At 68.4% G+C, this 25,811-nt stretch carries 20 protein-coding genes; 11 read left to right on the plus strand and 9 right to left on the minus strand.

Annotated features, from left to right (window positions below; all coding sequences use genetic code 11):
- Nucleotides 1–49: 49 nt before the first annotated feature.
- From JMT67_RS06440 to JMT67_RS06450, 3 genes are all read right to left on the minus strand, one after another.
- Nucleotides 50–934 carry a 4-(cytidine 5'-diphospho)-2-C-methyl-D-erythritol kinase gene (locus JMT67_RS06440; RefSeq protein WP_183214972.1) on the minus strand — a complete coding sequence of 295 codons (885 nt, stop codon included), beginning with the start codon at nt 932–934 and terminating at the stop codon, nt 50–52.
- Nucleotides 935–1,157: 223 nt separating this feature from the next.
- Nucleotides 1,158–3,062 (minus strand): tetratricopeptide repeat protein, encoded by a 1,905-nt coding sequence (locus JMT67_RS06445; protein ID WP_183214973.1) that lies wholly within the window; start codon nt 3,060–3,062, stop codon nt 1,158–1,160.
- A gap of 43 nt (nt 3,063–3,105) precedes the next feature.
- Nucleotides 3,106–4,761: an electron transfer flavoprotein-ubiquinone oxidoreductase gene (locus JMT67_RS06450; protein ID WP_201463988.1), complete on the minus strand. Its 1,656-nt coding sequence runs from the start codon at nt 4,759–4,761 to the stop codon at nt 3,106–3,108.
- 196 nt (nt 4,762–4,957) lie between these two features.
- Here JMT67_RS06450 and JMT67_RS06455 point away from each other — a divergent pair, with 196 nt between their 5' ends.
- A complete protein-coding gene (locus tag JMT67_RS06455) occupies nt 4,958–5,755 on the plus strand; it encodes a uracil-DNA glycosylase (RefSeq protein ID WP_201463011.1) in 798 nt (265 codons plus the stop codon).
- Between the two features lie 101 nt (nt 5,756–5,856).
- The gene (locus JMT67_RS06460) at nt 5,857–7,530 is read left to right on the plus strand and encodes a lytic transglycosylase domain-containing protein (protein ID WP_201463012.1); all 1,674 of its coding nucleotides are present in this window, start codon (nt 5,857–5,859) and stop codon (nt 7,528–7,530) included.
- 4 nt (nt 7,531–7,534) lie between these two features.
- Here JMT67_RS06460 and JMT67_RS06465 read toward each other — a convergent pair whose 3' ends face one another.
- From JMT67_RS06465 to cysD, 4 genes are all read right to left on the minus strand, one after another.
- A complete protein-coding gene (locus JMT67_RS06465) occupies nt 7,535–7,678 on the minus strand; it encodes a hypothetical protein (protein WP_156314214.1) in 144 nt (47 codons plus the stop codon).
- 90 nt (nt 7,679–7,768) lie between these two features.
- Nucleotides 7,769–8,413: a glutathione S-transferase gene (locus JMT67_RS06470; RefSeq protein WP_201463013.1), complete on the minus strand. Its 645-nt coding sequence runs from the start codon at nt 8,411–8,413 to the stop codon at nt 7,769–7,771.
- Nucleotides 8,414–8,443: 30 nt separating this feature from the next.
- A complete protein-coding gene (gene cysN / locus JMT67_RS06475; protein WP_201463014.1) occupies nt 8,444–10,357 on the minus strand; it encodes a sulfate adenylyltransferase subunit CysN in 1,914 nt (637 codons plus the stop codon).
- Nucleotides 10,357–11,316 (minus strand): sulfate adenylyltransferase subunit CysD, encoded by a 960-nt coding sequence (gene cysD, locus JMT67_RS06480; protein WP_233455819.1) that lies wholly within the window; start codon nt 11,314–11,316, stop codon nt 10,357–10,359. The genes cysN and cysD overlap by 1 nt, the downstream gene beginning before the upstream one ends.
- Before the next feature lie 167 nt (nt 11,317–11,483).
- Between cysD and JMT67_RS06485 the strand changes: the two genes are divergently transcribed.
- The 9 genes from JMT67_RS06485 (at nt 11,484) to JMT67_RS06525 (ending at nt 22,645) form a co-directional block, all read left to right on the plus strand.
- Entirely contained in the window at nt 11,484–12,035 is a 552-nt protein-coding gene (locus JMT67_RS06485) for a lipocalin family protein (RefSeq protein ID WP_201463015.1), read from the plus strand.
- Nucleotides 12,036–12,235: 200 nt separating this feature from the next.
- Nucleotides 12,236–14,035: a long-chain-acyl-CoA synthetase gene (locus JMT67_RS06490; protein WP_183214979.1), complete on the plus strand. Its 1,800-nt coding sequence runs from the start codon at nt 12,236–12,238 to the stop codon at nt 14,033–14,035.
- An 86-nt stretch (nt 14,036–14,121) separates the two neighbouring features.
- On the plus strand, nt 14,122–14,988 hold the full coding sequence (gene motA, locus JMT67_RS06495; RefSeq protein WP_183214980.1) for a flagellar motor stator protein MotA: 867 nt from the start codon (nt 14,122–14,124) through the stop codon (nt 14,986–14,988).
- Between the two features lie 137 nt (nt 14,989–15,125).
- Complete coding sequence (locus JMT67_RS06500) at nt 15,126–15,440, plus strand: hypothetical protein (protein WP_054766475.1); 315 nt, start codon at nt 15,126–15,128, stop codon at nt 15,438–15,440.
- A gap of 78 nt (nt 15,441–15,518) precedes the next feature.
- On the plus strand, nt 15,519–17,294 hold the full coding sequence (mnmD, locus tag JMT67_RS06505; RefSeq protein WP_201463016.1) for a tRNA (5-methylaminomethyl-2-thiouridine)(34)-methyltransferase MnmD: 1,776 nt from the start codon (nt 15,519–15,521) through the stop codon (nt 17,292–17,294).
- A gap of 67 nt (nt 17,295–17,361) precedes the next feature.
- Nucleotides 17,362–17,781 (plus strand): DUF6491 family protein, encoded by a 420-nt coding sequence (locus JMT67_RS06510; protein ID WP_201463017.1) that lies wholly within the window; start codon nt 17,362–17,364, stop codon nt 17,779–17,781.
- A 69-nt stretch (nt 17,782–17,850) separates the two neighbouring features.
- Nucleotides 17,851–18,291, plus strand: a complete 441-nt coding sequence (locus JMT67_RS06515) for a hypothetical protein (RefSeq protein WP_054767030.1) — start codon at nt 17,851–17,853, stop codon at nt 18,289–18,291.
- A gap of 135 nt (nt 18,292–18,426) precedes the next feature.
- Nucleotides 18,427–20,940, plus strand: coding sequence for a TonB-dependent receptor (locus JMT67_RS06520; protein ID WP_201463018.1), 2,514 nt, complete (start codon nt 18,427–18,429; stop codon nt 20,938–20,940).
- 10 nt (nt 20,941–20,950) lie between these two features.
- A complete protein-coding gene (locus tag JMT67_RS06525) occupies nt 20,951–22,645 on the plus strand; it encodes an alkaline phosphatase D family protein (RefSeq protein WP_201463019.1) in 1,695 nt (564 codons plus the stop codon).
- Here the strand turns inward: JMT67_RS06525 and JMT67_RS06530 are convergent.
- Complete coding sequence (locus JMT67_RS06530; RefSeq protein WP_183214985.1) at nt 22,629–23,873, minus strand: MFS transporter; 1,245 nt, start codon at nt 23,871–23,873, stop codon at nt 22,629–22,631. The genes JMT67_RS06525 and JMT67_RS06530 overlap by 17 nt on opposite strands.
- An 11-nt stretch (nt 23,874–23,884) precedes the next feature.
- Nucleotides 23,885–25,795, minus strand: a complete 1,911-nt coding sequence (dxs, locus tag JMT67_RS06535; protein WP_375782435.1) for a 1-deoxy-D-xylulose-5-phosphate synthase — start codon at nt 25,793–25,795, stop codon at nt 23,885–23,887.
- Nucleotides 25,796–25,811 lie beyond the last annotated feature (16 nt).

Here is a 25,811-nt window from a genome sequence, read left to right on the forward strand (position 1 = left end):
CCATAGGGCCCGGCGCCGCGCGCTTCAACACGCGCGGGGGATTTATGGCTCAGGCGGCGGCGAGGCGGGTCGGGGCGACCCAGGCGACCGGATGGGCGGCCGACAGGGCGGCGGCGGCGGCGGCCGCGTCCTCGCCGGACCGGCACAGGCCGAAGACGGTGGCGCCCGAGCCGGACATGCGCGCCAGGGCCACGCCGGGGGCCGCCGCCACCGCTGAAACCGCATCGGCTATGGCGGGCGTCAGGGCCTCGGCGGGCGGCTGAAGATCGTTGCGAAGACCCGCCAGCCAGTCGATCACGACCGCCGGGCTCCAGTCGGCGGGCGGCGCGGGCCAGGCAAGGGCGTGGGCAGCGGCGCGCGGCGGACCGGCGTCATAGGCCCTGTAGACGGCGCCGGTGGGCGAAGGGACGCCCGGATTGAACAGGACGGCGTGGAGCGGCGGCAGGCGCGGCTCGTCGGTCAGGACCTCGCCCCGCCCCTCGGCCCAGGCGGTGCGCATCCGCAGGCACATGGGGCCGTCGGCGCCGATGACGCCGGCCACGGCCTCCAGCGCCGCATCGTCTATGTCCAGCGCCAGGGCCTGACGCGCCAGTTTCAGGGCGGCGCCGGCGTCGGACGAGCCCCCGCCCAGGCCGGCGGCGATGGGCAGGCGCTTGTCCAGCGTTACCTTCAGCGGCGGTTCGCCTGCGCCGGTCGCCTGGCCCAGGGCGCGAAGCGCGCGCAGGATCAGATTGTCGGGCTCGGCCGCCAGACCCGCGCCGAACGGGCCGCTCACGCTCAGCGACAGGCGGTCGGCGGGCTCGACCGTCACCCGATCCCCGACCTCGCCGAAGGCGACCAGACTGGACAGGGGATGATAGCCGTCGGCGTCCACCGGGCCGACGTGCAGGAACAGATTGATCTTGGCCGGGGCCAGGGCCGTGAGTGGTGGCATGGAGTAGGTCTTAGCGACTTGGGGGCTGGGTCGGAACGGGGAATACGGCGCCCCTCTCCCTTCCCGGTCGTCATCCTAGGGCTTGTCCCCAGGATCCAGACTCCCGGTGTTCGAGCGGACGCACGTCTGCGGACACACCGGGAGTCTGGATCCTCGCCACAAGGGCGAGGATGACGGGCGTGGGTGTGGCAGCGCGGGGGCTGAGCGTGCGGTGGCGCGCCCCCTATTGCGGCACGCCGGTCGCGGGGCCGGCGCCGTCGAGGCCGTTGGCGATCTTGCGTTCGACCTCGGCCTTGCGTTCGGGCTCCGGGTCAAGGCTCAGGACGCGGTTCCACAGCCAGACCGCCTCCCGCCGACGCCCCACCTTCCAGTAGGCGTCGCCCAGGTGATCGGTGATCTCGGGATTGGCGGGCTCCTTGTCGGCCGCCTCCTCCAGGGTGACGACGGCGGTGTCGTAATAGCCCTGTTTGAACTGGGCCCAGCCCAGGGAGTCCTGGATATTGCCGTTCTCGGGCTCGGCGGCGTGGGCCTGGGCCAACAGGCCGGCGCCCTGATCTACGCGCAGACCCTTGTCCACCCACAGATAGCCGAGATAGTTCAGCACGTCGGCGTTGTTCGGGTCCGCCTGATGCGCGGCCCACAGTTCGGCCTCGGCCTCGGGGATGCGGTCCAATGATTCCAGCGCCGCGCCGCGCAGGAAATGGATGTTGGCGCCCTGGTCCGCCGTATTCAGCAGCGGGCCGTTCAGAAGGGCCAGGGCCGCCTCGAACTGTTGCGCCTGGATCAGCTGGCCCGCCAGGACCAGGGCGATGCGCGGATCGTCAGGCTGGGCGGCGGCGGCGGCGCGCAGTTCGGTCAGGGCGGCCTCGGACTGGCCGTCCTCCTCCAGATTGATCGCCAGCTGGGCGCGGGCGCTGGCGTAGAGGACCGGGTCCTCCGGCCCGACGCGCGACAGGGCGGTGCGGGCGGCGGACTTCAGCCCCACCCGGTCCAGCACCTGGGCCAGCTGAATCTGGGTCGCCGCATCCTCGTGCAGGTTCAGGGCGAGCCGCAGATAGACCACCGCAAACTCATTACCCCGTTCGGCCACGGCCTGGGCGGCGGCCGTGGTCAGGGCCTGGGCCGCGCCCTGGCGGAAGTCCGGAACGGGCGGAGGCGGATCTCCGGCCTGAAGCCGCGCCAGGGCGCGGGCGGTCGCCAGATCGGTCTGTCCCTGCATCGCCGCCTGATAGACGGCCAGGGCCTGGTCCCGCTTGCCGCGCCGCTCCAGAAACTCGCCATAGGGCCGGTGGAACAGGGCGCCCAGGGTCGGCAGATCGGACAGCGCCTTCAGCTCGGCCTCCGCCTCGGCGTATTTGCGGCGCTTTTCCAAGAGAAGGGCGCGGTTCTGGCGCGCAAAGGCCAGGGTGACGGGATCGCCCAGGGCCGGTGGCGCGGCCAGGGCGCGGGTCCAGTCGCCGGCCGCCCCCGCGATCCAGGGCGCGACCATCAGCCCGGCGCGGGCGTGCGGGGCGGCGATGGGTCGGGCGGCCAATGCGGCGTCGGCGGCGCGGGCGTCGCCGTGCACGAAGGTCTGGACGGCCGCGAGCAGCCGCCCCCCCTCGGTGAAGGCCGGCGAGGCGTCGGCGGTCGGCGCCAGGCGCGCCGCCACGTCCAGATCGCCGCTGAGCAGGGCCGAGGTGAAGGCCTGTTCGCGCAGGCGCGGCTGTTCCGGCGTCAGGGCCTGGGCCTGGGCCAGAAGATCGGCGCCCCGTTCGCCCTCCCCCGTCATCAGGGCCAGTTTGCCGGCGAGATACAGCCCATAGGCGCTGCGGCCCTGGGCGTCGGTCGGGATCGGCGACCAGACCTCGGGGATGGGTGGTTCGGCCGGTTCGTCATCGCCCGCGACGTCGGTCGCCGGATCGCCTCCGGGCGTCATTTCCTGGGGCGCGCCGTCCTCGGGTTCGTCTTCGGCGGGCGCGGCGTCAGGCGTCTGACCCGGCTCGAGGATTATGGCGGGCGGATGGTCCTGGGACGGATTGACGGACGGCGACGCCGGTCTTGTCTCCTGCGCGACGGCCCCCTGGGCCATGGCCAGGGCGAGGACGGTCAGGGAGGCGGCGAACAGGCGCGAACGGGAGGCGATCATGCGCCGACCCTTCACGCTTTCCACCGCCCCCGCAAGAGCCCCGTCACATGTTCGGATAGTTCGGGCCGCCGCCGCCCTCGGGCGTGGTCCAGACGATGTTCTGCGACGGATCCTTGATGTCGCAGGTTTTGCAGTGGACGCAGTTCTGGGCGTTGATGACGAAACGGGGGTCGGTCTTGGCGACCTCGTCCGCATAGACGACCTCGTACACGCCCGCTGGGCAGTAGAGCCGGGCCGGTTCGCCGTATTTGGGCAGGTTGACCTGGATCGGCTTGGACGGGTCCAGCAGTTTCAGGTGGGCCGGCTGGTCCTCGGCGTGGTTGGTGTTCGAAATGAAGACCGACGACAGCTTGTCGAAGGACAGTTTGCCGTCCGGCTTGGGATAGGCGATCGGCTTGTGCTTGGCGGCGGGCTCGGTCGAGGCCGCGTCGGTCTTGCCGTGTTGCAGGGTCGGGATAGGGGACCAGCCGCCCAGCAGGGTGCGGCACCACATGTCGAACATGCCCAGCGCCCCGCCCAGGGTGGTGCCGAACTTGGACAGCAGAGGCTTGGCGTTTCGGACGACCGACAGCTCCTTATAGACCCAGCTCTTCTTGAAGGCGGCCTCATACTCGACCAGTTCATCGCCGCCGCGTCCGGCCTGAACCGCGTCATAGGCGGCGTCGGCGGCCAGCATGCCGGTCTTCATGGCGTTATGGCTGCCCTTGATCCGGGGCACGTTCACAAAGCCGGCCGAGCAGCCGATCAGGACGCCGCCGGGGAAGCTAAGCTTCGGAATCGACTGCAGGCCGCCCTCGGTGATGGCCCGTGCGCCGTAGGAGATGCGCGTGCCGCCTTCCAGGTGCGAGGCGATGGACGGGTGATGCTTGAACCGCTGGAACTCGTCGAACGGCGACAGATGCGGGTTCTTGTAGTTCAGGTGAACGACATAGCCGATCGCCACATAGCGGTCGCCGAAGTGGTACAGGAAGCTGCCGCCGCCGGTGTGCTCGTCCAGCGGCCAGCCGGTGGTGTGCTGGGCCAGGCCGGGCTGGTGCTTATCCGCCGGCACCTGCCACAGCTCCTTCAGGCCGATGCCGTATTTCTGAGGCGACCTGCCGTCCTGAAGCCTGTGCTTGGCGATGATGGTCTTGGCCAGGGAGCCGCGCACGCCCTCGGCGATGAAGACATATTTGCCGTGCAGTTCGATGCCCGGCTGGAAGTCGCCGGTCGGCTTGCCCTCGCGGTCGATGCCGAAGACGCCGGCGACGACGCCCTTCACTCGACCCGTCTCTTCTTCCCAGACGACGTGGCTGGCGGCCATGCCGGGATAGACCTCGACGCCCAGGGCCTCGGCCTGTTCGCCCAGCCAGCGCGCCACATTGCCCAGGGAGGCGATGTAGCAGCCGTCATTGTGCATGAAGGGGGGCATCAGCCCCATCGGCAGGGCGGCCGACCCTTGCGGACCCAGCAGCAGGAAACGGTCCTGGGTGACGGGCGTCTCCAGCGGGGCGCCGCGCTCCTTCCAGTCGGGGAAGAGTTCGTTCAGCGCCTTGGGGTCGATGACCGCGCCCGACAGGATGTGGCCGCCGACCTCGGCGCCCTTTTCCAGCACGGCGACGCTGATTTCCTTGCCGTCCTTTTCCGCCCGCTGTTTCAGACGGATGGCCGCCGACAGACCGGCGGGGCCGCCGCCGACGATGACGACGTCATACTCCATGACCTCGCGCTCGACGCCCTGAAGAGCCTCCAGCGGCGGCAGATTGTCGATGATGGCTTCCTGGCGGGCGTTTTCCGCGCCGCCCTCGATGGCTTCTTCGGCCATGTCTTCCCCTGAAATCCTGCTTGTTCGTGTGGTTATGCCGCTTATCGGAAGGTGACGCGAGGGCGGTCAAGGCTTATCGGTGTGCTGAGACATGAACGCGCAACCTCACGAGATCGCTGCAATCGAAAGCCTGCTCGCCTTCTGGCGGGATGCGGGGGTGGACGCCTGCTACGGCGAGGCGCCGGTCGATCACACCCATCTGGCCCCGCCCCCCGCCCTGAAGGCGGTGCAGAAGGCCACGGCCTCGGTGGCCGCGCCCCTGGTCGGACCCGGCGCAGTCGATGCGATCGCCCAGGCGAGACGCCTGGCGGCGGGGGCCGCCACGCTCCAGGATCTGGCGGCGGCGGTGGCGGCGTTCGAAGGCTGTCCCCTGCGCGCCATGGGGGCGACCCAGTCGGTCTTCGGCCGTGGCGACCCGAACGCGCCGGTGCTGATCATCGGCGAAGGCCCCGGCACCGAAGAGGACCGGATGGGCCAGCCCTTCGTCGGCAAGGCGGGCAAGCTGCTGGATCGAATGCTGGCGGCGGCCGGACTGACCGGCAAGGTCTTCATCACCAACACCGTCTTCTGGCGCCCGCCGGGCAACCGCACCCCGACCCCGCAGGAACAGGCGGTATGCGCGCCCTTCGTCGAGCGCGCCTTTGCGCTGTTGCAGCCCAGGGCGGTGCTGTTGCTGGGGGCGGCCTCCGCCAAGTCGGTGCTTCAGACCGAGGAGGGCATCATGAAAATCCGCGGCCAGTGGCGGGAGTGGCGCCTGAACGAGGGCGCCGTGTCCGCGCCGGTCGTGCCGACCCTGCACCCCGCCTTCCTTCTGCGCCAACCCCAGGCCAAGCGGCTGGTCTGGGGCGATCTGTTGGCGCTTTCGGCTCGGCTGGACGGCGCAGGTTGAGGTTACCGCCGCTTTAAGGCATGCTGATCGTTTGACGACCAACGCCACACGATCCCCGCCTGACGAGAACGGGCAGGGCGACGCCAACGGGGCCGCCGCGTATGTTGATGTTCCGCCGGGCGCTGATCGCCCCGACTCTGGTGCTTTCGCTCGCCTTCGCCGGCGCGGTGCAGGCCGAGGCGCCTGCAGAGGGAATGGCTGACGTCAGTTCCGGTTCCGTCCGCCCCACGGCCCTGAGTTCATCTGATCGCCTGTCCTACACCACCGCCTTCGACGCCCTGCGGCGCGGCGACATCGAGGCGGCCCGCCTGTCGGCGCGTCAGGCTCAGGACCGCGTCCTGCTGGGTCAGGTCGAGTTCGAAAGCCTGTTCCACCCCGACCATGTCGCCACCTATGAAGAGCTGACCGCCTGGCTTGAATCCTATTCAGACCTGCCCTGCGCGGACCGGGTCTACGCCCTGGCCATGCGGCGTCGGCCCGACGGGGCGCCGGAACCGGTCAAGCCAGGGGGGCTTCTGGGGCGGACCTGGAACAGCGTCGTCGCCGCCGTCTCGGGCGGACCGGCCGTCGATCCGATGAAGGCGGCGCGCGTCGCATACAACAATGACGACCTGACCGGCGCCTCGGCCGTCGGCCGCGAGATCGGCGACTGGTGGACGGTCGGCCTGGCCGAATGGCGGCTGGGTCAGTTCCATCAGGCCTTCGCCGCCTTCGAGCGCGTCGCCAATGATCCGACCGAAGATCCCTGGGTCCGCGCCGGCGCCGCCTATTGGACCGCCCGTGCGGCCTCCCAGTCCGGCCGCCAGGACCGGGTCAACGACTATCTGCGTCTGGCGGGACAGTGGCCGGCGACCTTCTACGGCCAGATCGCCCTGCGTCAGCTGGGCGAAGAACCGGCGATCGAAAACCTGGGCCCCCGACCTTATGAGGCCCCACCCCGGCTGCAGCGCGCCGTCTATGTGCCCCAGGACGGCCGCGTCGGGGCCGATGAGTTGAACGCCTTCGTGCAGAGCGACGCCCGCGCCCGGCGCACCGTCGCCTATTACGAGGTCGGCAGGCGCACCGAGGGCGAGAATGAGCTGCGCGCCGGGCTTCGCACTGCGGTGGGCGACGCCGCCCGGATGTGGATGGCCCTGGCGCGGGTGATGATGCCCAGCAGCGGCGGCGACGTCGCCCGGATCGACGCGACCCGCTTCCCCATGCCGGTGCTGGAGCCGGAGGGCGGCTTCGTCATCGAGAAGGCCCTGGTCTACGCCCTGGCGCGCAAGGAGACCGACTTCAATCCCGACGCCCGGTCCGGCGCCGGCGCCTATGGGCTGATGCAGGTCATGCCGACGACGGCGGCGGAGATGACGGGAGACCGCACCTTCGTGACCGACCCGACCAAGCTTCTGGTCCCGGCGACCAATATGCGGCTGGGTCAGGCCTATGTCAGCCGGATGCTGAACCTGCCGGCCTTCCAGGGCGATCTGTTGCGCGCGGTCGCCTCCTACAACGCCGGCCCTGGCCCGATGCTGGCGGCCCTGAGAAAACTGGGGCCGGACGCCGATCCCCTGCTGCTGATCGAGACGATCGACGTGCCCCAGGCCCGCGAATATGTGGAAAAGGTCGTCGCCGCCTATTGGATCTATCAGCGTCTGTTCGGCGGCCCGCTGAAGACCCTGGATGCGGTCGCTTCGGGCGCCCGGCTCGTGCCGCTGGCCCTGGACTATACGCCGCCGACGGAACAGCCCCTGATGGTGGCCCAGGCCAGCCCGATCGCCGGCGCCCAATAGGTTTTCAGAACACCGCCGCCAGCAGAAGAGCCCAGAAGGCCGCTCCCACCAGGGCCGCCAGGCCGTAGCCGGCTAGCGGACTGAGGCCTTCGGACGAGGCCTTGACCTGAACGGCGGCCTTGGTCGGCGCAGGGGTGTGAAGCGGCATCTCGTCCTCCGGGTGGAACGGGCGGTCCCACGCCGGTCAAGATAACGACGTCATCTTAACGGCCCGTCTGCGGCCAAGGTTGCGAAACCCTTAAGCCAGGGCCTCAGTCTCCCACTGCCGGAAATCCGGTTGGGCCAGGAGGGCGGCGACATAGGTTGCGGCTGCGCCGTCGTCGCCATGGGCGCCGAGGTCGATCTGGAAATGCCGAATGCGCGCAGCGACCGGGGTGAAGAAGGCGTCGGCGATCGACCAGTCCCCGAACAGCCAGGGCCCGGCCTGCCCGAACCGGCCGCGCATCTGGCGAAACAGATCGACCAGCCGGGCCAGATCGCGGTCCAGGGCCGGGTCCGACGGGGTCTCGGACCGGGCCTCGCCGACCATGGGCCGGTCCGGCCCCGTGCCGCAGAAGGTCCGCAAGGCCGAAAAACCGGAATGCATCTCCGCCGTCGCCGATCGGGCCAGGGCGCGGGCCATCGGGTCCGCAGGCCACAGCCGCGCCTCGGGATAGGTCTCGGCCGCCCATTCCGCGATCGCCAGCGTATCCCAGATGAGCGTATCGCCGTGCCTCAGCACCGGGACGAAGCCGGACGGCGAGACCTGACGCAGCGCCGCCTTCTGGGCCTGGGTCTCATAGCGGACGTCCACGGTGGTGAAGTCAGCGCCCGTGCGCTTCATCACCAGCCACCCCCGCAGGGACCAGGTCGAATAGGTCCGGGGGCCGATGATCAGTTCCATATTGGCTCCTCCCGGCGATGCAGTCCCGCCTCAGATGCTGAAGTCCTCGGTCGAGAACCGGCCGTCCAGCCAGGCCACGATCCGTTCCGCCGCATCTTCGGCCGACATGGTCGTGGTGTCGACGACGATCTCGGGCGTTTCGGGCGCCTCATAGGGGCTGTCGATGCCGGTGAAATTCTTCAGTTCGCCGGCGCGGGCCTTCTTGTAGAGGCCCTTGACGTCGCGCTGCTCGGCGACGGCCAGGGGCGTGTCGACATAGACCTCGACGAACTCGCCCGGACCGAGCAACTCACGGGCCATGCGGCGTTCGGCGCGGAAGGGGGAGATGAAGCTGACCAGGACGATCAGGCCGGCGTCCACCATCAGTTTCGACACCTCGGCGACGCGGCGGATGTTTTCGACCCGGTCCTCCTCGGTGAAGCCCAGGTCGCGGTTCAGACCGTGGCGGACGTTGTCGCCGTCCAGCAGATAGGTATGGCGGCCGTCGGCGTGCAGCCGCTTCTCGACCAGGTCGGCGATGGTCGACTTGCCGGCGCCGGACAGGCCGGTCAGCCAGATGACCCTGCCCTTCTGGTTCTTGATGGCCGCGCGCGAACTCTTGTCCACCGACAGGGCCTGCCAATGGATGTTGTGGGCGCGACGCAGGGCGAAGTGCAGCAGGCCCGCCCCGACCGTCCGGTTCGAAATCCGGTCGATCAGGATGAAGCCGCCCAGATCCTTGTTCTGAGCGTAGGGGGCGAAGGCGACGGGGGCGTCCAGCGACAGGTTGCAGACGCCGATCTCGTTCAGCTCAAGCCGTTTGGCCGGCTGCTGCTCCAGGGTGTTGACGTTCACCTTGTGCTTGGGCTCGGTGATGGTCGCCCCGACCAGCTTGGCGCCGATCTTCAGCAAGTAAGGCCGCCCCGGCAGCAAGGGTTCGTCGTCCATCCAGACGACCGTGGCCTCGAACTGGTCGGCGGCCTCCGGCGGGGCGTCGGCGCCGGCCAGGACGTCGCCGCGCGAGACGTCGATCTCGTCGGCCAGGGTCAGGGTGATCGACTGTCCGGCGACGGCCTGGGCTAGGTCGCCGTCGGCGGTGACGATGCGGGCGACGGTCGAGGTCTTGCCCGACGGCAGGACGCGCACCGGATCGCCCGGACGCACCGTGCCGGCGGCGATCTGGCCGGAGAAGCCGCGGAAGTCGAGATTGGGCCGGTTGACCCATTGCACCGGCAGGCGGAAGGGGTCGGCCTGAAGATCGTCCCCGACCTCCAGCGTTTCCAAGAGGCTCATCAGCGGCGGGCCGGCGTACCAGGGCGAATGATTGCTGGCTTCGGTGATGTTGTCGCCGCGCAGGGCGGACATCGGGACGGCGTCAAAGGTCTTCAGCCCGATCTGGTCGGCGAAGGCGGAGAAGTCGGCGACGATGGCGTCGAACACGGACTGCGACCAGCCCATCAGGTCCATCTTGTTCACCGCCAGGATGACATGGCGAATGCCCAGCAGGCTGACCAGATAGGCGTGCCGCCGCGTCTGGGTCAGGACGCCGCGCCGGGCGTCGATCAGGATGACGGCCGCGTCGGCGGTCGAGGCGCCGGTGACCATGTTGCGGGTGTACTGCTCGTGACCCGGCGTGTCGGCGACGATGAATTTGCGCTTTTCGGTCGAGAAGAAGCGATAGGCCACGTCGATGGTGATGCCCTGTTCCCGCTCGGCGGCCAGGCCGTCGACCAGCAGGGCGAAGTCGATGTCGCCCCCTTGCGTGCCGACGCGGCGGCTGTCGGCCTCCAGCGCCGCCATCTGATCCTCGAAGATCATCTTGGAGTCGTAGAGCAGCCGGCCGATCAGGGTGGACTTGCCGTCATCGACGCTGCCGCAGGTGATGAAGCGCAGCAGGCTTTTGTGCTGGTGGGCGTCCAGATAGGCGTCGATGTCGCGGGCGATGAGGTCGGACTGGTGAGCCATCAGAAATAGCCCTCCTGCTTCTTCTTCTCCATCGAGGCGGACTGGTCGTGGTCGATCATCCGGCCCTGACGTTCAGAGGTGGTGGTCAGCAGCATTTCCTGAATGACCTCGGGCAGGGTCGAAGCCGTGCTCTCGACCGCCCCGGTCAGGGGGTAGCAGCCCAGGGTGCGGAAGCGGACGGACTTCATCTGGGGCGTCTCGCCGGGCCGCAGGCGGAAGCGGTCGTCATCGACCATGATCAGGGCGCCGTCGCGCTCCACCACCGGCCGTTCAGCGGCGAGGTACAGAGGCACGATGGGGATGTTCTCCAGATGGATGTATTGCCAGACGTCCAGTTCGGTCCAGTTGGAGATGGGGAAGACGCGGATGCTCTCGCCCGGCCGTTTGCGGGTGTTGTAAAGCCGCCAGAGCTCGGGCCGCTGGTTCTTGGGATCCCAGCGGTGTTCGGCGGTGCGGAAGGAGAAGATCCGTTCCTTGGCCCGCGACTTTTCCTCGTCGCGCCGGGCGCCGCCGAAGGCCGCGTCGAAGCCGTGCAGGGACAGAGCCTGTTTCAGCCCCTCGGTCTTCCACAGGTCGGTGTGGAAGGCCGAGCCGTGGTCGAACGGATTGATGCCGCGCGCGAGGGCTTCCGGGTTCTGGTGCACCAGCAGTTCGACGCCCAGGTCGGCCGCCGCCTGTTCGCGCATGGCGTACATGGCGCGGAACTTCCACGTCGTATCGACGTGCAGCAGAGGGAAGGGCGGTTTGGACGGATAGAAGGCCTTCCAGGCCAGATGCAGCATCACCGCCGAATCCTTGCCGATCGAATACAGCATGACCGGGCGCTCGGCCTCGGCCGCCACCTCCCGCATGATGTGAATGCTCTCGGCCTCCAGGCGCTGAAGATGGGTCAGCCGCGAAGGGCTGATCGCCAAGGGTCGGATCGGGGTCGGCTGTTCAGTCAGAATGGCGGCGTCCACCAGGTCAGGTCTCCATCGAACCCTGACGTGAAAGCCCAGCATGCAATGGGTCGCAAGCGAATGATACTGTCGCCCGTCGAGAGATTTGCACCTGACGGGCGAACGGCCAAGCCTGGGCGGAACCTGAGCCGCATGTGGCGGCTTTATGGCCGAAAGGGGATTCCATCATGAAAACGCTCGCCCGCCTCGCCCTGTCTCTGAGTCTTTGCGGCGCCTTGGCCGCCTGCGTCACGGCCCCTTCGCCGTCCGAATATCGGGCGCCGCAGCCGCTGAAGGCGATCGAAATCGACCGACTCTGGTCCGGGCGTTGGCATGAGGTGGCGCGCCTGCCGGACCGGCTGACCGACGGCTGCGTCGCCGGCGCCTCGGCCTATCGCCCGCTGGGCGGCGACCGGATCGCGGTGCGCGACACCTGTCAGATCGGCACGCCGGAGGGCAGGGAGAAGGCGATCAGCGGGGACGGACGCATCCTGGACCCCGGAACGAACGCCAAGCTGCGCGTGCGTTATCTGCACGGCTTCGTCACCTGGGACTTTTGGGTGCTGGACCGCGCCGACGACTACAGCTGGTTCATCTCCACCGATCCCACCTTCCACCGCCTCTTCATCTACACGCGGGACGTGCCGAGCGCGGCCGAGATCAAGGCCCTGACGGATCGCGCGCGCGCCCTGGGCTATGACGTGAGCCGCCTGGAATACCCCGCCCTGCCGTCCCGCTGAGGATCGGGGTCGGCGACGCATAAGGTCTCTGTCGCGTTTTTGGGTCTGGATTTACGTCGCGTCACGCGAACAATTGGGACACGCCCGTCGGCAATCGCGATGCTTTCGCAGGTGTTTGACCGCCACAAGGTTGACCCGACGGTCCGGCTTCGTTCATCACGAAGACGGGTGGAAACGCACAGACCGGAGAATCGGCGAGCATGGGTTTGGTAGCGAATATTCGCAGGGACGTGAGGTTCGCGCGGGGCCTGTTCCGTCTGCTCAAGCGCATCAAGCCGATCGAGCTGGATAGCGACGTCCTGCTGTGCGACGACTTCGAAGAGGCCGTCGACAAGTTCGCCGACAACATCGCCGTCGAGGACGAGCGCCGCAGCCTGACCTATCGCGACCTGGACGCCATGGCGAACCGCTTCGCCCACTGGGCCAAGAGCCGGGGCCTGCGCCGCAGCGACACCATCGCCCTGATGATGACCAACCGGGTCGAATATCTGGCGGCCTGGATCGGCTTTTCGAAGGTCGGGGTGGCCACCGCCCTGATCAACACCAATCTGACGGGCCAGGGCCTGGCCCACTGCCTGACCATTTCCAATGCCTTCCAGGTCGTCGCGGACGAGGACTGCTGGCGCCAGATCGAGGACGCCCGCCCCCTGGTCGGCCACAATCTGATGCTGTGGGTTCTGGGCCTGGACGACGAGGACGAGAACAGCGAACGCCGGGGCCTGGACAAGCCGGTGCGCGGCGGCTCTTCGGTGCGCCCCGCCCGCAGCGGACGCGAGGGTCTGACGAACCGCGACACGGCCCTTTACATCTACACCTCCGGCACCACCGGCCTGCCCAAGGCCGCCCGCATTCCGCATTCGCGCGCCCGCACCTATATGCGCGCCTTCGCCGGGGCGACCCGTTCGACCCCCAAGGACCGCATCTTCAACGTCCTGCCCCTGTACCATTCGACCGGCGGTCTGGTGGGCGTGGGCGCGGCCCTGCTGAACGGCGCGCGCCTGGTGATCCGCAAGAAGTTTTCGGCCAGCAGCTTCTGGCCGGACGTCGTGGCGTCGGGCGCCACCATGTTCGTCTATATCGGCGAACTGTGCCGCTATCTGGTGAACTGTCCGCCCCAGGCCTATGAGAAGAAGCACAAGCTGCGCTTCGCCTTCGGCAACGGCATGCGCGGCGACGTCTGGCCTGAGTTCCAGAGCCGGTTCAACATTCCCGAGGTGCTGGAGTTCTACGGCTCGACCGAGGGCAATGTCTCCCTGTTCAACTTCGACGGCAAACAGGGCGCCATCGGCCGCGTCCCCAGCTATCTTAAGAAGCAGATCAACATCCGTCTGGTTCAGTGCGACGTCGAGACCGAACAGCCGGTCCGGGGGCCCGACGGCCTGTGCCGCCTGGCCCGCGCGGGCGAGATCGGCGAAGCGATCGGCGAGATCGGCAACGACATCCGTCACGACTTCTCGGGCTATGCCGATAAGGCCGCCTCTCAGAAGAAGATCCTGACCGACGTGTTCAAGAAGGGCGATCGCTGGTTCCGCACCGGCGACCTGATGCGCCAGGACGCCGAGGGCTATTTCTATTTCGTCGATCGGATGGGCGACACCTTCCGCTGGAAGGGCGAGAATGTCTCGACCTCCGAGGTCGAACAGGTCCTGATGGATGCGCCTGGCGTGGCCGAAGCCATCGTCTACGGCATTCCCGTGCCCGGCCAGGAAGGCAAGGCGGGGATGGCCGCCCTGGTGATCGAAGGCAAGTTCGATCCCAAGACCTTCGCCGACCACATCAATGGCAAACTGCCGGCCTACGCCCAACCGGTCTTCCTGCGAATGATCGAGGCGGCCGAGACCACCGGCACCTTCAAATATCGCAAGTCCGACCTTGTGGCCGACGGTTTCGATCCGGAAAAGGTCGGGGCGGCCCTGTATGTGCGCGGCGGCAAGAGCGGCTATCAGAAGCTGACGGCGGCGGCGCGCACGGCCATTCTGAACGGTGAAGGCCGGCTTTGACGGCGGTTGGACGGCGTTTGGCGAAACGCCGTCTTAATCAATAACCGCCATGGTCGACGCCTCTCCGTCTAGGATGTCGCGTCCCCATGTTTCAGATCATCGGCATTGTGCTGCTGTTCGGCCTCGTCTTCGGCAGCTACGCCATCTCCGGCGGCAAGTTCGAAGTCATCATCCACGCCGCCCCGCACGAACTGATGGCCATCGGCGGGGCCGGCATCGCCGCCTTCCTGATCTCCAACTCCCTGCCCGTGATCAAGGGGGCCATGGGCGGCCTGGGCAAGACCTTCGCCGGACCGAAATGGAAGAAGCAGGACTACAAGGACCTCTTGTCCCTGCTGTTCCAGCTGACCAAGACGATGAAGTCCAAGGGCGTGGTGGCCCTGGAAAGCCATATCGAAAAGCCCAAGGAATCGACGATTTTCCAAAAGTACCCCAAGGTGCTGAAGGATCACTTCGCCGTCGACTTCATCTGCGACACCCTGCGGATGATGACGATGAACCTGGAAGATCCGCACCAGGTCGAAGACGCGATGGAAAAACAGCTCGAGAAGCACCACCACGAGCATCTGGAAAACGCCCACGCCCTGCAGAACCTAGCCGACGGCCTGCCCGCCCTCGGAATCGTGGCCGCCGTGCTGGGCGTCATCAAGACCATGGGTTCGATCACCGAACCGCCCGAGGTGCTGGGCACCATGATCGGCGGGGCCCTGGTCGGCACCTTCATGGGCGTGTTCCTGGCCTATGGTCTGGTCGGTCCGTTCGCCGCGCGCCTGACGGCCATCATCAACGAAGAAGCGGCCTATTATAAGATCATCCAGTCGGTCCTGGTGGCCCACCTTCACGGCAATGCGGCCCAGATCTCGGCCGAGATCGGCCGGGGCGACATCCCCTCCTCCCTCCAGCCGTCCTTCAGCGAGATGGAAGAAACGCTGAACAACGTGTCGAACGACTGAACCGGAACACGCCCCAGGCCGGGGTGTTTTCGTCCTGATCTGCGCCGTCGCGATCGCCGCTTGCCCCGGCCTTTGCGGCGGCGCTATCGTTTCGGGCAAGGCCTCAGACCTTGCGAACCGCCTTCTGGAGGATTGTCATGCGCATCACCGCCCTCATCGCCGCCTCGGCCGCCGCCCTCGCCATCGCCGCCTGTTCCAAGGCCCCCGAGGAAAAGGCCGAGGAGGCCGCCAGCGACGCGGTCGAAGCCGCCGGGACCGCAGCCGACGCCGCCCTGACGGCGGACCAGGCCGCCGCCGCTGCGGCCGCAGCCGCCAATGAGGCGGCCCAAGACGCCGACGCCGCGAACGCGGCCACGACGCCGACCGAAACTCCGCCCGTCGACGCCGCCCATTCGGAAGCGGCCAAGCCGGCCGAGCCGGCGCACGACGCCGGTCATGACGCCGGCCACTAAGGTCCAGACCCCGTCTGAAAGGCCGCTCCGTTCGGGGCGGCCTTTTTCGTTGCGGCCGTCCGGGTGTACAGCCGCGCCATGAGTTCCCAAGACGCCTCCCCCCGACTGACCTGGACCGAAGAGGGCGAGCCGCGCTCGGGCCGGTTCGGCGACGTCTATTTCTCGCGCGACGACGGTCTGGCGGAAAGCCGCGCGGTCTTTCTCCAGGGATGCGATCTGCCGGGGGCCTGGGCGGGCCGTCAGGGCTTCACCGTGGCGGAACTGGGGTTCGGAACGGGGTTGAACATCGCCGCCGTGCTGGACCTGTGGCGACGGACGCGGCCTGAGGGCGCACGGCTGAACGTCTTTTCCGTCGAGGGTTTTCCCCTGACCGTCGAGGAAGCCCGTCGCGCCCTGAGCAACTGGCCGGAACTGGCCGAGCCGGCCGAGGCCCTGCTTGAGGCCTGGCCGGAGGCGACGCCCGGCTTCCACCGGGTCGATCTGCCGGGGTTTGACGCCGTGCTTGATCTCGCCGTCGGCGACGTAGGCTGGGCGCTGGATCAATGGAGCGGGACCGCCGACGCCTGGTTCCTGGACGGCTTCTCTCCCGCCCTGAACCCCGACATGTGGTCGCCGCAGGTCCTGGACCGGATCGCAGAACGATCCGCGCCCGACGCCCGTCTCGCCACCTTCACGGTCGCCGGCGCCGTGCGACGGGGATTGAGCGAGCGGGGCTTCGTCGTCGACAAGCGGCCGGGGCATGGGCGCAAGCGCGAACGGCTGGAGGCGCGACGGACGGGGCCGCCACAGGCCGAACACCGACCCCAGGTCGCGATCGTCGGGGCGGGCATAGCCGGCGCCTCGGTCGCGCGCGCCCTGGCGGCCGCGGGGCTGACGGCGGTGGTGATCGAGGCCGATCGGCCGGGCGCAGGCGGTTCGGGCTTCCCCGCCGGCCTGGCGACGCCGCGCCTGGATGCGGGAGACGCGGCCATCGCCGGCCTCTACGCCCAGGCGCTGGAACGGGCGCGACATCTGTACGACGCCACGCCGGGCGCCGTCCTGGGCCGAGGGGTGCTGCAACTGCCCCAGGCCGAGAGAGACCGGGCGGAGAGAGACCGGGCCCGCTTCGCCAAGATCGCCGACCAGCCCCTGTGGCGCGAGGGGGCCATGACGGTGATCGACGCCGCTGCGGCCGAACACCGTCTGGGCGAGGCCCAGGCCGACGGCGGTCTGATGATGGCCGACGCCCGCGTGGTTCGCCCCGCCGCCATTCTGGAGGCCTGGCTGGAAGGGACCCCCGTCCTGTCCGCCTCCGTGGCAAGCATCCGGCGCGCGGGCGACCGCTGGGACCTGCTGGACGCCCAGGGTCGGATCATCGTCACGGCCGACGCCGTCGTGGCGACGGCCGGCTGGGGGGTCGAGGCCCTGCTGGAGACCGGCGCCCTGTCGCCTGTCAGAGGTCAGGCGGACTGGCGCGACGGTCCATCGGTCGAAGGGGCAGCCTGGGGCGGCTATGTCGCCCCCACCGGCGCCGGCCTGCTGTACGGCGCGACCCACACACGCGGAGACGTGGACCTGACCCCGCGCGACGCGGACAGCCGCCAAAACCTTGAGACATTGAAGGCCCGTCTGCCGCAACTGGCCGCGCGACTGTCGCAAGAGGGAGGGCGGCGCGTCGCCGTGCGCGCCACGACCCGCGACCGCCTGCCCGTCGCGGGTCTGAGGAGCGATGGCCTCCATATTCTGTCGGGTCTGGGATCGCGCGGCTTCTGCATCGCGCCCCTGCTGGGCGAACATGTCGCGGCCTTGATCGCCGGCCGGCCCTCGCCCCTCCCCGCAAGCCTGGCGGAACGGGTGTCGCCGGATCGCTTCTGAACCGCGCCTGCCGACGGACTTAACGAGACGGATCGTGTATCGTTGCGCCAAGCTGAAAGGATACGCCATGCGCTTTACGCTGATCGCCCCCGCCCTCGCCTGCCTGCTGACCGGCGCCGCCTTGACGGGTTGCGCCGCCCCTGCCCCGCAGAAGACCCTCGCCGAGACCGGCTCCGAGGCGGCGCGCTGCTTCCGCACCGATCAGGTCCGAAACTTCCGCGCCGAGCGGCCGGCGAACCTCTATGTGCGCTCGGTCCGCGGCGACGTGTTCGAGATCAACACCAGCGGCGGCTGCTGGGATCTGGATTCGGCGATCTCCATCGCCATCACGCCCACGGCGGGCGTGTCCGAAAACGTCTGTGTCGGCGATCCGGTCAACATCCTGGTCCCCAGCGCCACGCCAGGCAACCGGACCTGCCGCGCCTTCATCACCCGTTCCCTGACCGAGGCGGAGGTCGAGGCCCTGCCTGAACGGGTCCGCCCCTGACGCGACGTCGCGGCCGCTTGAAATTGGACGATCACGGGTATCAAATCGCCTCTTCTTGGGGAGGATATGATGCGCGGAATCGCCACATTCGCACTGATCGCCGGCCTGACTCTGACGGCCCAATCCGCTGCGGCCGAAAGCTGGAGCCGTTTTTCGGCGACGGATCGGATCGCCTATCTGGTCGATCTGGACCAGTTGAACGCCGTGGACGGCGTGGTCGCCGCCCGCTTCGCCCGCGTGCCGTCTCAGGGCGATGCGGCGGATCAAAGCCATGAGATCGAAGAAGTTTCGATCCGCTGTTCGGACGGCCAGTCGCGCACGACGACGAATGTGACCATCGGGGCCGACGGGGCGGAGACCGACCGCTATTCCGAGGAGACGCCGTGGGAGCCGTCCCCGGCCGGCGGCATCTACGGCGCCCTGAAAAGCTTCGCCTGCGACAGCATGCGGCCCAGGGGCGACACCTGGCCGACAATCGCCGCCTTCATCGCCGCGGGCCGCGGCGGCTGATAGGCTGAAAGCCTCCGCACACGGTGGATTTGTCGCGGATTTTCAAGCTTAGCGTCACGCAGGCGACGCCTATTCGTCGTCCACACGACATCGCCCCCCGCTACTGAGCGCCATTCAGCCAAGTTGGGGATGATGATGGCGAACGAACTGAAGACGCGGCTGATGGCCGCGGCCGCCCTGAGCGGCGTCCTGGCCATGGCCCAGGCCGCTCAGGCGCAAAGCCAAGAGGCCGGACCGACGGATCTGGACGAGATCGTCGTCACGGCCCAGCTGCGCGAACAGAAGACCATCGAGGTTCCGTTCGCCCTGACCGCCTATTCCGGCCAGTTCCTGGAAGACCTGGGCATTCAGGAGTTCGAACAGCTGTCGGCCTTCGTGCCGGGCTTCCTGGTGCAGAACCAGTCGCCGAACAACCCCGGCTTCGTGATGCGCGGCATCACCTCCGACTCGGGCGCCGCCACGGCCGAGCCCCGCGTCTCGGTGTTCCAGGACGGCGTGTCGATCTCCAAGTCGCGCGGCTCCTATGTCGAACTGTTCGACCTGGCGCGCGTCGAAGTCGCCAAGGGCCCGCAATCGACCCTGTACGGCCGCGGCGCCCTGATCGGGGCGGTCAATCTGGTGCAGAACCGCGCCCAGCCCGGCCAGACCGATGCCTACGCCAATATCGAGGCGGGCAATGAAGACTATCGCATGATCGAGGGCGCGCTGAACCTTCCGGTCGGCGAGACCGCCGGCCTGCGCCTGGCGACCCGGCTGAAGACCCGCGGCGGTTCGGTCGAGAACCTGCGGGGCGGCGACGATTTCAACGGCATCGAAACCAAGGCCGTTCGCCTGTCCGGCGCCTGGGCCCCGTCCGACGCCCTGCGTTTCGACGTGATCGGCAACTATCAGAACGACCACGCCTCGGGCACCTCGTTCAAGTCGATCGCCTATGCGCCGGCCGACCCGAACACGGGGGCCGTCCTGGGCGGCAAGGAGCCCTGGGAAGGCGCGGCCCTGACGCGCGGCGGCGCCTTCGACGGCGGCAAGGACCTGGGGCTGGACCGCGAAGTCTGGGGCTTGACCGGTCTGGCCCGGATCAATCTGAACGCCGCCTGGACCCTGAACTCGACCACCGCCTATCGCGAGTTCGACAACTACGAGACCTTCGACGCCGACGGCGTCTCCCTGCCCGTCCTGACGGCGGCGGAAGAGACCCATGGCGAACAATGGAGCCAGGACCTGCGCCTGGGCTTCGACAACGGCGGCCGCCTGACCGGCTTTGTCGGCGCCGGCTGGTTCCACGAAGAAGGCTATCAGCGCACCCCGGCCCAGTTCGACGAACGCCTGGCCCTGGCCCAGCTGGCCGGCCTGCTGGACGGTTCGCCGACGACGGTCGGCGACCGCACCCTGCCGCTCGCCGCCTATCCCACCGTGGCGCGCGGCGCCCTGGCCGCCCTGTTGACGCCCCTGGGCGCGGGCGCCCTGGCCACGCCGATCGCCGCCAATCTTGACCCGGCCCATATCGAGACCTCGACCAACCGGTCGGAGCTGACCTCCTATGACGTCTTCGGCGACGTCACCTACGCCTTCACCGACCGGTTCGAGATGTCGGCGGGCCTGCGTTACACCCGCGACGACAAGACCACCGGCTACGCCAGTTCGGTGGAGCGCCGTTCGGCCCTGGGCGCTCTTCTGGGTCTTCAGACCGGCGCCGTTCCCGCCACCCAGGTTCCCAGCTTCCTGGCGGCCCTAGCCAATCCGAGCTTCGCCGCCCTGCCCGCCGGCCTCTTCCCGCTGTTCGGTTTGACCGCCCAGCCGACGACCAACAACGGCGACTTCTCCTACTTCGACTCGGAAGACGACGGCCTGACCTGGCGCCTCACGGCCCGCTATGAACTGACCGACGAGACCAATCTGTACGCCAACTACGCCCGCGGTCGTCGCCCGGAAGTCATCAGCGCCTCGGGGCCGTCCGCGCCCAGCGGCGCGGCGCGCTTCACCCCGGTCGATGCGGAAACCGTGGACAGCTATGAGGTCGGCGCCAAGTCGGCACTGCTGGACGGCCGCCTGCGCGTCGACGGCGCGGTCTTCCTGTACAACTACGAAAACTTCCAAACGACGATTCAGCAAGGCACGCAGTTCATCACGACGAACGCGGGCGAGGCCAAGTCTTACGGCTTCGAAGGTCAGGCGAACTTCGCCGTGGCCTCGACCTTGGACCTGTTCGCCACCTATGCCTACAACCACTCGCGCTTCGAGAACGGCATCTACGACGGAAATCAGTTCCGCCTGTCGCCTGACCACGCCGCCTCGATCGGCGCGACCTGGCGCCTGCCGACGACGGGCGGCGAGATCGAGGTCCAGCCGACCTACACCTGGCAGTCCAAGGTCTTCTTCAGCGACGACAACGACATCCCCGCCCTGCAAACGCAGAACTTCGTCGCGGACCTGATCCAGGACGAATATCAGGACGCCTATGGCCTGCTGAACATTCGGGTCCGCTATACGCCGGAAGGCGGAAACTGGGGCCTCGAAGCCTTCGGCGAAAACGTCCTGGACGAGAAGTACATCAAGGACGCCGGCAACACCGGCGACGCCCTGGGCATGCCGACCTTCATCGCCGGTCGTCCGGCGGCCTATGGTCTGGTGTTCAAGCTGAAGCTGTAAGGATCGAACGATGAAACTGGATCGCCGCAGCCTCCTAGGTCTGTTGGGCGCGGGGGCGGCGACGCCCGCCGTCGCCCAGGCCGCCCATGCCGGTCAGGTCGCCTTCCTGCACGGCGTGGCGAGCGGCGATCCCGATCATCATTCGGCCGTCTTCTGGACCCGCGTCACCCCGGCCGATCCGTCGGCCGGGGATATCCCGGTCGTTCTGGAAGTGGCCAAGGACGCCGAATTCACCGACATGGTGCGCCGCACCGCCGACCTGACCGCCCGGGCCGAGCGCGACTTCACCGTCAAACACGATCTGCATGGGCGCGGCCTGGAGCCCGGCCATGAGTATTTCTACCGGTTCATCGCCCGCGGCGTGACCTCGCCCGTCGGTCGGGTCCGCACCCTTCCTCTGGGCGCCACGCCCCAGGTGAACCTCGCCGTGGTGTCGTGCCAGCTGTATCCGGGCGGCCTGTTCAACGCCTATGAGGCCATCTCCCAGTTGGATCGACTGGACGCCGTCGTCCACCTCGGCGACTACATCTATGAATACGGCGCCGCTCCGAACGACTACGGCATGAATACCGGTGCGCCGCTGGGCCGGTCGCCCCTGCCGCCGCATGAGATCGTCAGCCTGGCCGACTATCGAACGCGCCACGCCCAGTACAAGACCGATCCCGACCTTCAGGCCGCCCACGCCCGCGCCGCCTTCATCTGCGTCTGGGACGACCACGAGGTCGCCAACGACACCTGGATGCGAGGCGCCGAGAACCATCAGCCCGCGACCGAAGGCGACTTCCCCGCGCGCAAGGCGGCGGCTCTACGGGCCTATTTCGAATGGATGCCGATCCGCGAAGCCCGCCCCGGGACCATGAAGGAGGCGATCAACCGCAGCTTCCACTTCGGCGACCTGGCCAGCCTGCATATGGTCGAGACCCGGCTGCTGGCCCGCGTCGAACAGATGGAGTTCGCCGACATTCCCAAGACCGCCGACGGGCGGCCGGACCTCGACGCCTTCGAGGCCCAGCGCCAGGACCCGTCGCGCGATCTGCTGGGCGAGCCCCAGCGCCGCTGGCTGGGCGAGGCCATGCGCCAGTCCAAGGCCGCCGGCCGGCCGTGGCAGATCCTGGGTAATCAGGTCATTATGGCCCGGGTCAAGGGGCCGAACATTGAACAGATGGTGCCCCCCGCCCAGCTGGCCCAGATGGTCTCCGGCCTGCCCGACGACGTCCGCCCCCAGGTCGAGACCGCCATCCAGCTGTTCAGACTGGGCCTGCCGTTCAACCTGGACAGCTGGGACGGCTATCCGGCCGGACGCGAGCGTCTGTACGAGACCATGAAACAGGCGGGGGTCGAGCCCATCGTCCTGGCCGGCGACAGCCACGCCTTCTGGGTCAATGAACTGTATGACAACGGAGGGGAGCGCCGGGCGGTCGAGTTCGGAACCTCGGCCATTTCCAGCCCCTCGCCCGGCGACCATGTCGGCGGCCTGCCCCTGGGTCTGGCGCTGCAAGCCGCCAATCCCGAGGTCAAGTTCTGCGACCAGTCGGCCAAGGGTTTCGTGCTGCTGACCCTGGAGCGGGATCAGGCCGTCGGCGAACTGCGCACCGTCTCCACCATCCTGGCCAAGCCGTATGAGAACCGTACGCTGAAACGCTATCGTCTGGCGCGGACTGAGACGGGCCTGGGGCCGTTGGAAGACGTCACCGCACCCGCCTGATCGCCGCCACCGCAAGGGCAGCTCCCAAGAAACACAGGGCGGCGGCCACGAACAGGCTGCGCAAGCCCAGATCCAGCCGCTCCAACAGGACCAGGGCGATCAAGGGGGCGATCGCCTGGGGCAGGGTCACGGCCAGGTTGATCAGGCCCAGATCCTTGCCCCGATCCTGAGCCGAGGGAAGGACGTCGGTCATCAAGGCGATATCGACGGCGCCGTAGCAGCCTTGGCCCAGGCCATAGAGGGCGAAGGCGATCAGGACCAGGGTCCAGTCCGGGGTCGCCGCCATGACGGCCGCTGCGATCGTCAACAGGACCGCCCCCGTCACCCCCAGGGGCTTTCGCCGCGTCACACGCGACCCGTTGACGGCGACCACGGCGCTGACCGCGACCACCCCGACCACGGCGATGGCGGTGACAAGGGAATGACCCGCCTCAGCCGTCCGGCCGGGGAACAGCCGAGCAAAGCCGATGGCGTCGGCGATGTAGAAGAGCAGATAAAAGGCCACCAGCGAATAGCCGGTGACGACCAGGAAACGATAGGACCAGGCCAGGCTGAAGTCGCGGGTTGCAAAGGGCCTGAGCAGGCTCGCCAGGGAGAAGCCCGAAAACACCGGGCGGACCTGCGCCGACGGCGGCGGATCTTCGCGCGACAGCAGGGCGAAGGGCACGGTGGCCGCCGCGACGACGGCGGCCAGGACCGCCAGCCGCGCCGCCTCGCCCTGCGGTCCCCAGGCCATGACCACCGACCCGATCATGGCGGCCAGAGGATAGCCCATGCCCATGACGGCCGACATGGCGCTGCGCCGGTTTTCCGGCACCCGATCAGCGAAGAGGGCCAGGAGCGGCGCCAGCAGGATGTTGAACGCCAGTTGAAACCCGACGAGCGCCAGAACGAAGCCGACGGGTGTCGATGCGCGATGAAGGCCGGCGTAGCTGGCGATCGTCAGCACCGCGCCGATGATGATCCAGGGCCGTCTGCGCCCGTGTCTGGACCGGGTGCGGTCGCTGAGGGCGCCGCCGATGATGTTGCCGACCCCGGCCGCCATACAGCCCCAGAACAGGGCCTGACTGAGCAGGGGGCCTTTGGCCTCGCCGCCGATAAGCTCGGCGTGGAGAGGCGCAAGCACCTGAAGCAGGGGCGCCACGCCGATGAAGCCGCCGATATAGGCGACGGCGTAGCCGAAGAGGAAGGCCGGCCCGGCCGGCCGGGTTGGAACGCCGGCGACCACGGGCGGGGGCGTCAGGCGCGAACGGCCCGCGCCGCCGCGAGGCCCAGCGCCTGGAGGGCGGCGGCGGCGATATGGTCGGCGTTCAGCCCGGCCTGGGCGTACATGGCCGCCGGCGTGTCCTGATCCTGGAAGACGTCGGGCAGGTTCAGTGTGCGGACCTTCAGCCCGCGATCCAGGGCGCCCTTCTCCGCCAGCAGTTGCAGGACGAAGGCGCCGAAGCCGCCCATGGCCCCCTCCTCCACCGTGATCAGGGCCTCGTGCTCGCGGGCCAGGCGCAGGATCAGATCGGCGTCCAGCGGCTTGGCGAAACGGGCGTCGGCGACGGTGGCGGACACGCCGCGCGCCGCCAGCAGGTCAGCGGCCTTCAGCGCTTCCTGAAGTCGGGTGCCCAGGGACAGGATGGCGACGGCGGTCCCCTCGCGCACGATCCGGCCGCGGCCGATCTCGAACGGAGCGGCCAGGTCCGGGATCTCGACCCCGACGCCGTCGCCGCGCGGATAGCGGAAGGCGCTGGGGCGGTCGTCGATGGCCAGGCTGGTCGAGATCATGCCCGCCAGTTCGGCCTCGTCGGCGGCGGCCATCAGCACCATGCCGGGCAAGGCCCCCATGAAGCCGATGTCGAACGATCCGGCGTGGGTCGCCCCGTCGGCGCCGACCAGACCGGCTCGGTCCATGGCAAACCGCACCGGCAGGGACTGGATCGCCACGTCGTGGACGACCTGGTCATAGCCGCGCTGGAGGAAGGTGGAATAGATGGCGCAGACCGGCTTCATCCCGTCGGCGGCCAGGCCGGCGGCGAAGGTGACGGCGTGCTGTTCGGCGATGCCGACGTCATAGGTGCGGTCGGGGAAGGCCTGGCCGAACAGGTCCAGCCCCGTGCCCGAGGGCATGGCGGCGGTGATGGCGACGATCGACGGATCGGCCTTGGCGTGTTTGATCAGTTCGGTCCCGAACACCTTGGTGTAGCTGGGGGCGTTGGAGACGGCCTTGGTCTGCTTGCCCGAGACCACGTCGAACTTGACGACCGCATGAAGTTTGTCGGCGCTGCTCTCGGCGGGGGCGTAGCCCTTGCCCTTCTGCGTCACGACATGGACCAGAACCGGCCGGTCCTCGATGGCCGCCGCCTTCTTCAGGATCGGGACCAGGTTCTCCATGTCGTGACCGTCGATGGGGCCGACATAGTAGAAGCCCAGCTCTTCGAAGAAGGTGCCGCCCGTCACCATCCCACGGGCGTATTCCTCGGCCTTCTTGGCGGCGTTGCGGAACGGACGCGGCAGGTGCTGGGCGAACGAACGGCCCAGGCGGCGAACGTTCTGATAGGCGCCGCCGGACACCAGACCGGCTAAATAGGCGCTCATGCCGCCCACCGGCGGGGCGATGGACATGTCGTTGTCGTTCAGTATGACCATCAGCTGGCCGCTGGTGGCCTCGGCCGCATTGTTCATCGCCTCATAGGCCATGCCGGCCGACATGGAGCCGTCGCCGATGACGGCGACCACCTTGTTCTTTTCCCCCTTCTGGTCGCGCGCGGCGGCGAAGCCCAGGGCGGCGCTGATCGAGGTCGAGGCGTGGGCGGCGCCGAAGGGATCGTATTCGCTCTCGCTGCGCTTGGTGAAGCCGGACAGACCGCCGCCCTGGCGCAGGGTGCGGATGCGATCGCGACGCCCGGTCAGGATCTTGTGCGGATAGCACTGATGGCCGACGTCCCAGATCAGGATGTCCTTGGGCGTCTCGAACACATGGTGAAGCGCCGTGGTCAGCTCGACCACCCCCAGGCCCGCGCCCAGATGGCCGCCGGTCACCGAGACGGCGTCGATGGTCTCGGCTCGCACTTCTTCCGCCAGCTGCTTGAGCTGGGCGATGTCAAAGCCCCGCATGTCGGCGGGAAACTTGACGGTGTCGAGAAGCGGGGTGTCGGGCATCAGCCGGGAAAACCTT

Origin of the sequence: Brevundimonas aurantiaca (assembly GCF_904830995.1) — a bacterium.
In the GTDB taxonomy this organism is placed as follows: domain Bacteria; phylum Pseudomonadota; class Alphaproteobacteria; order Caulobacterales; family Caulobacteraceae; genus Brevundimonas; species Brevundimonas aurantiaca.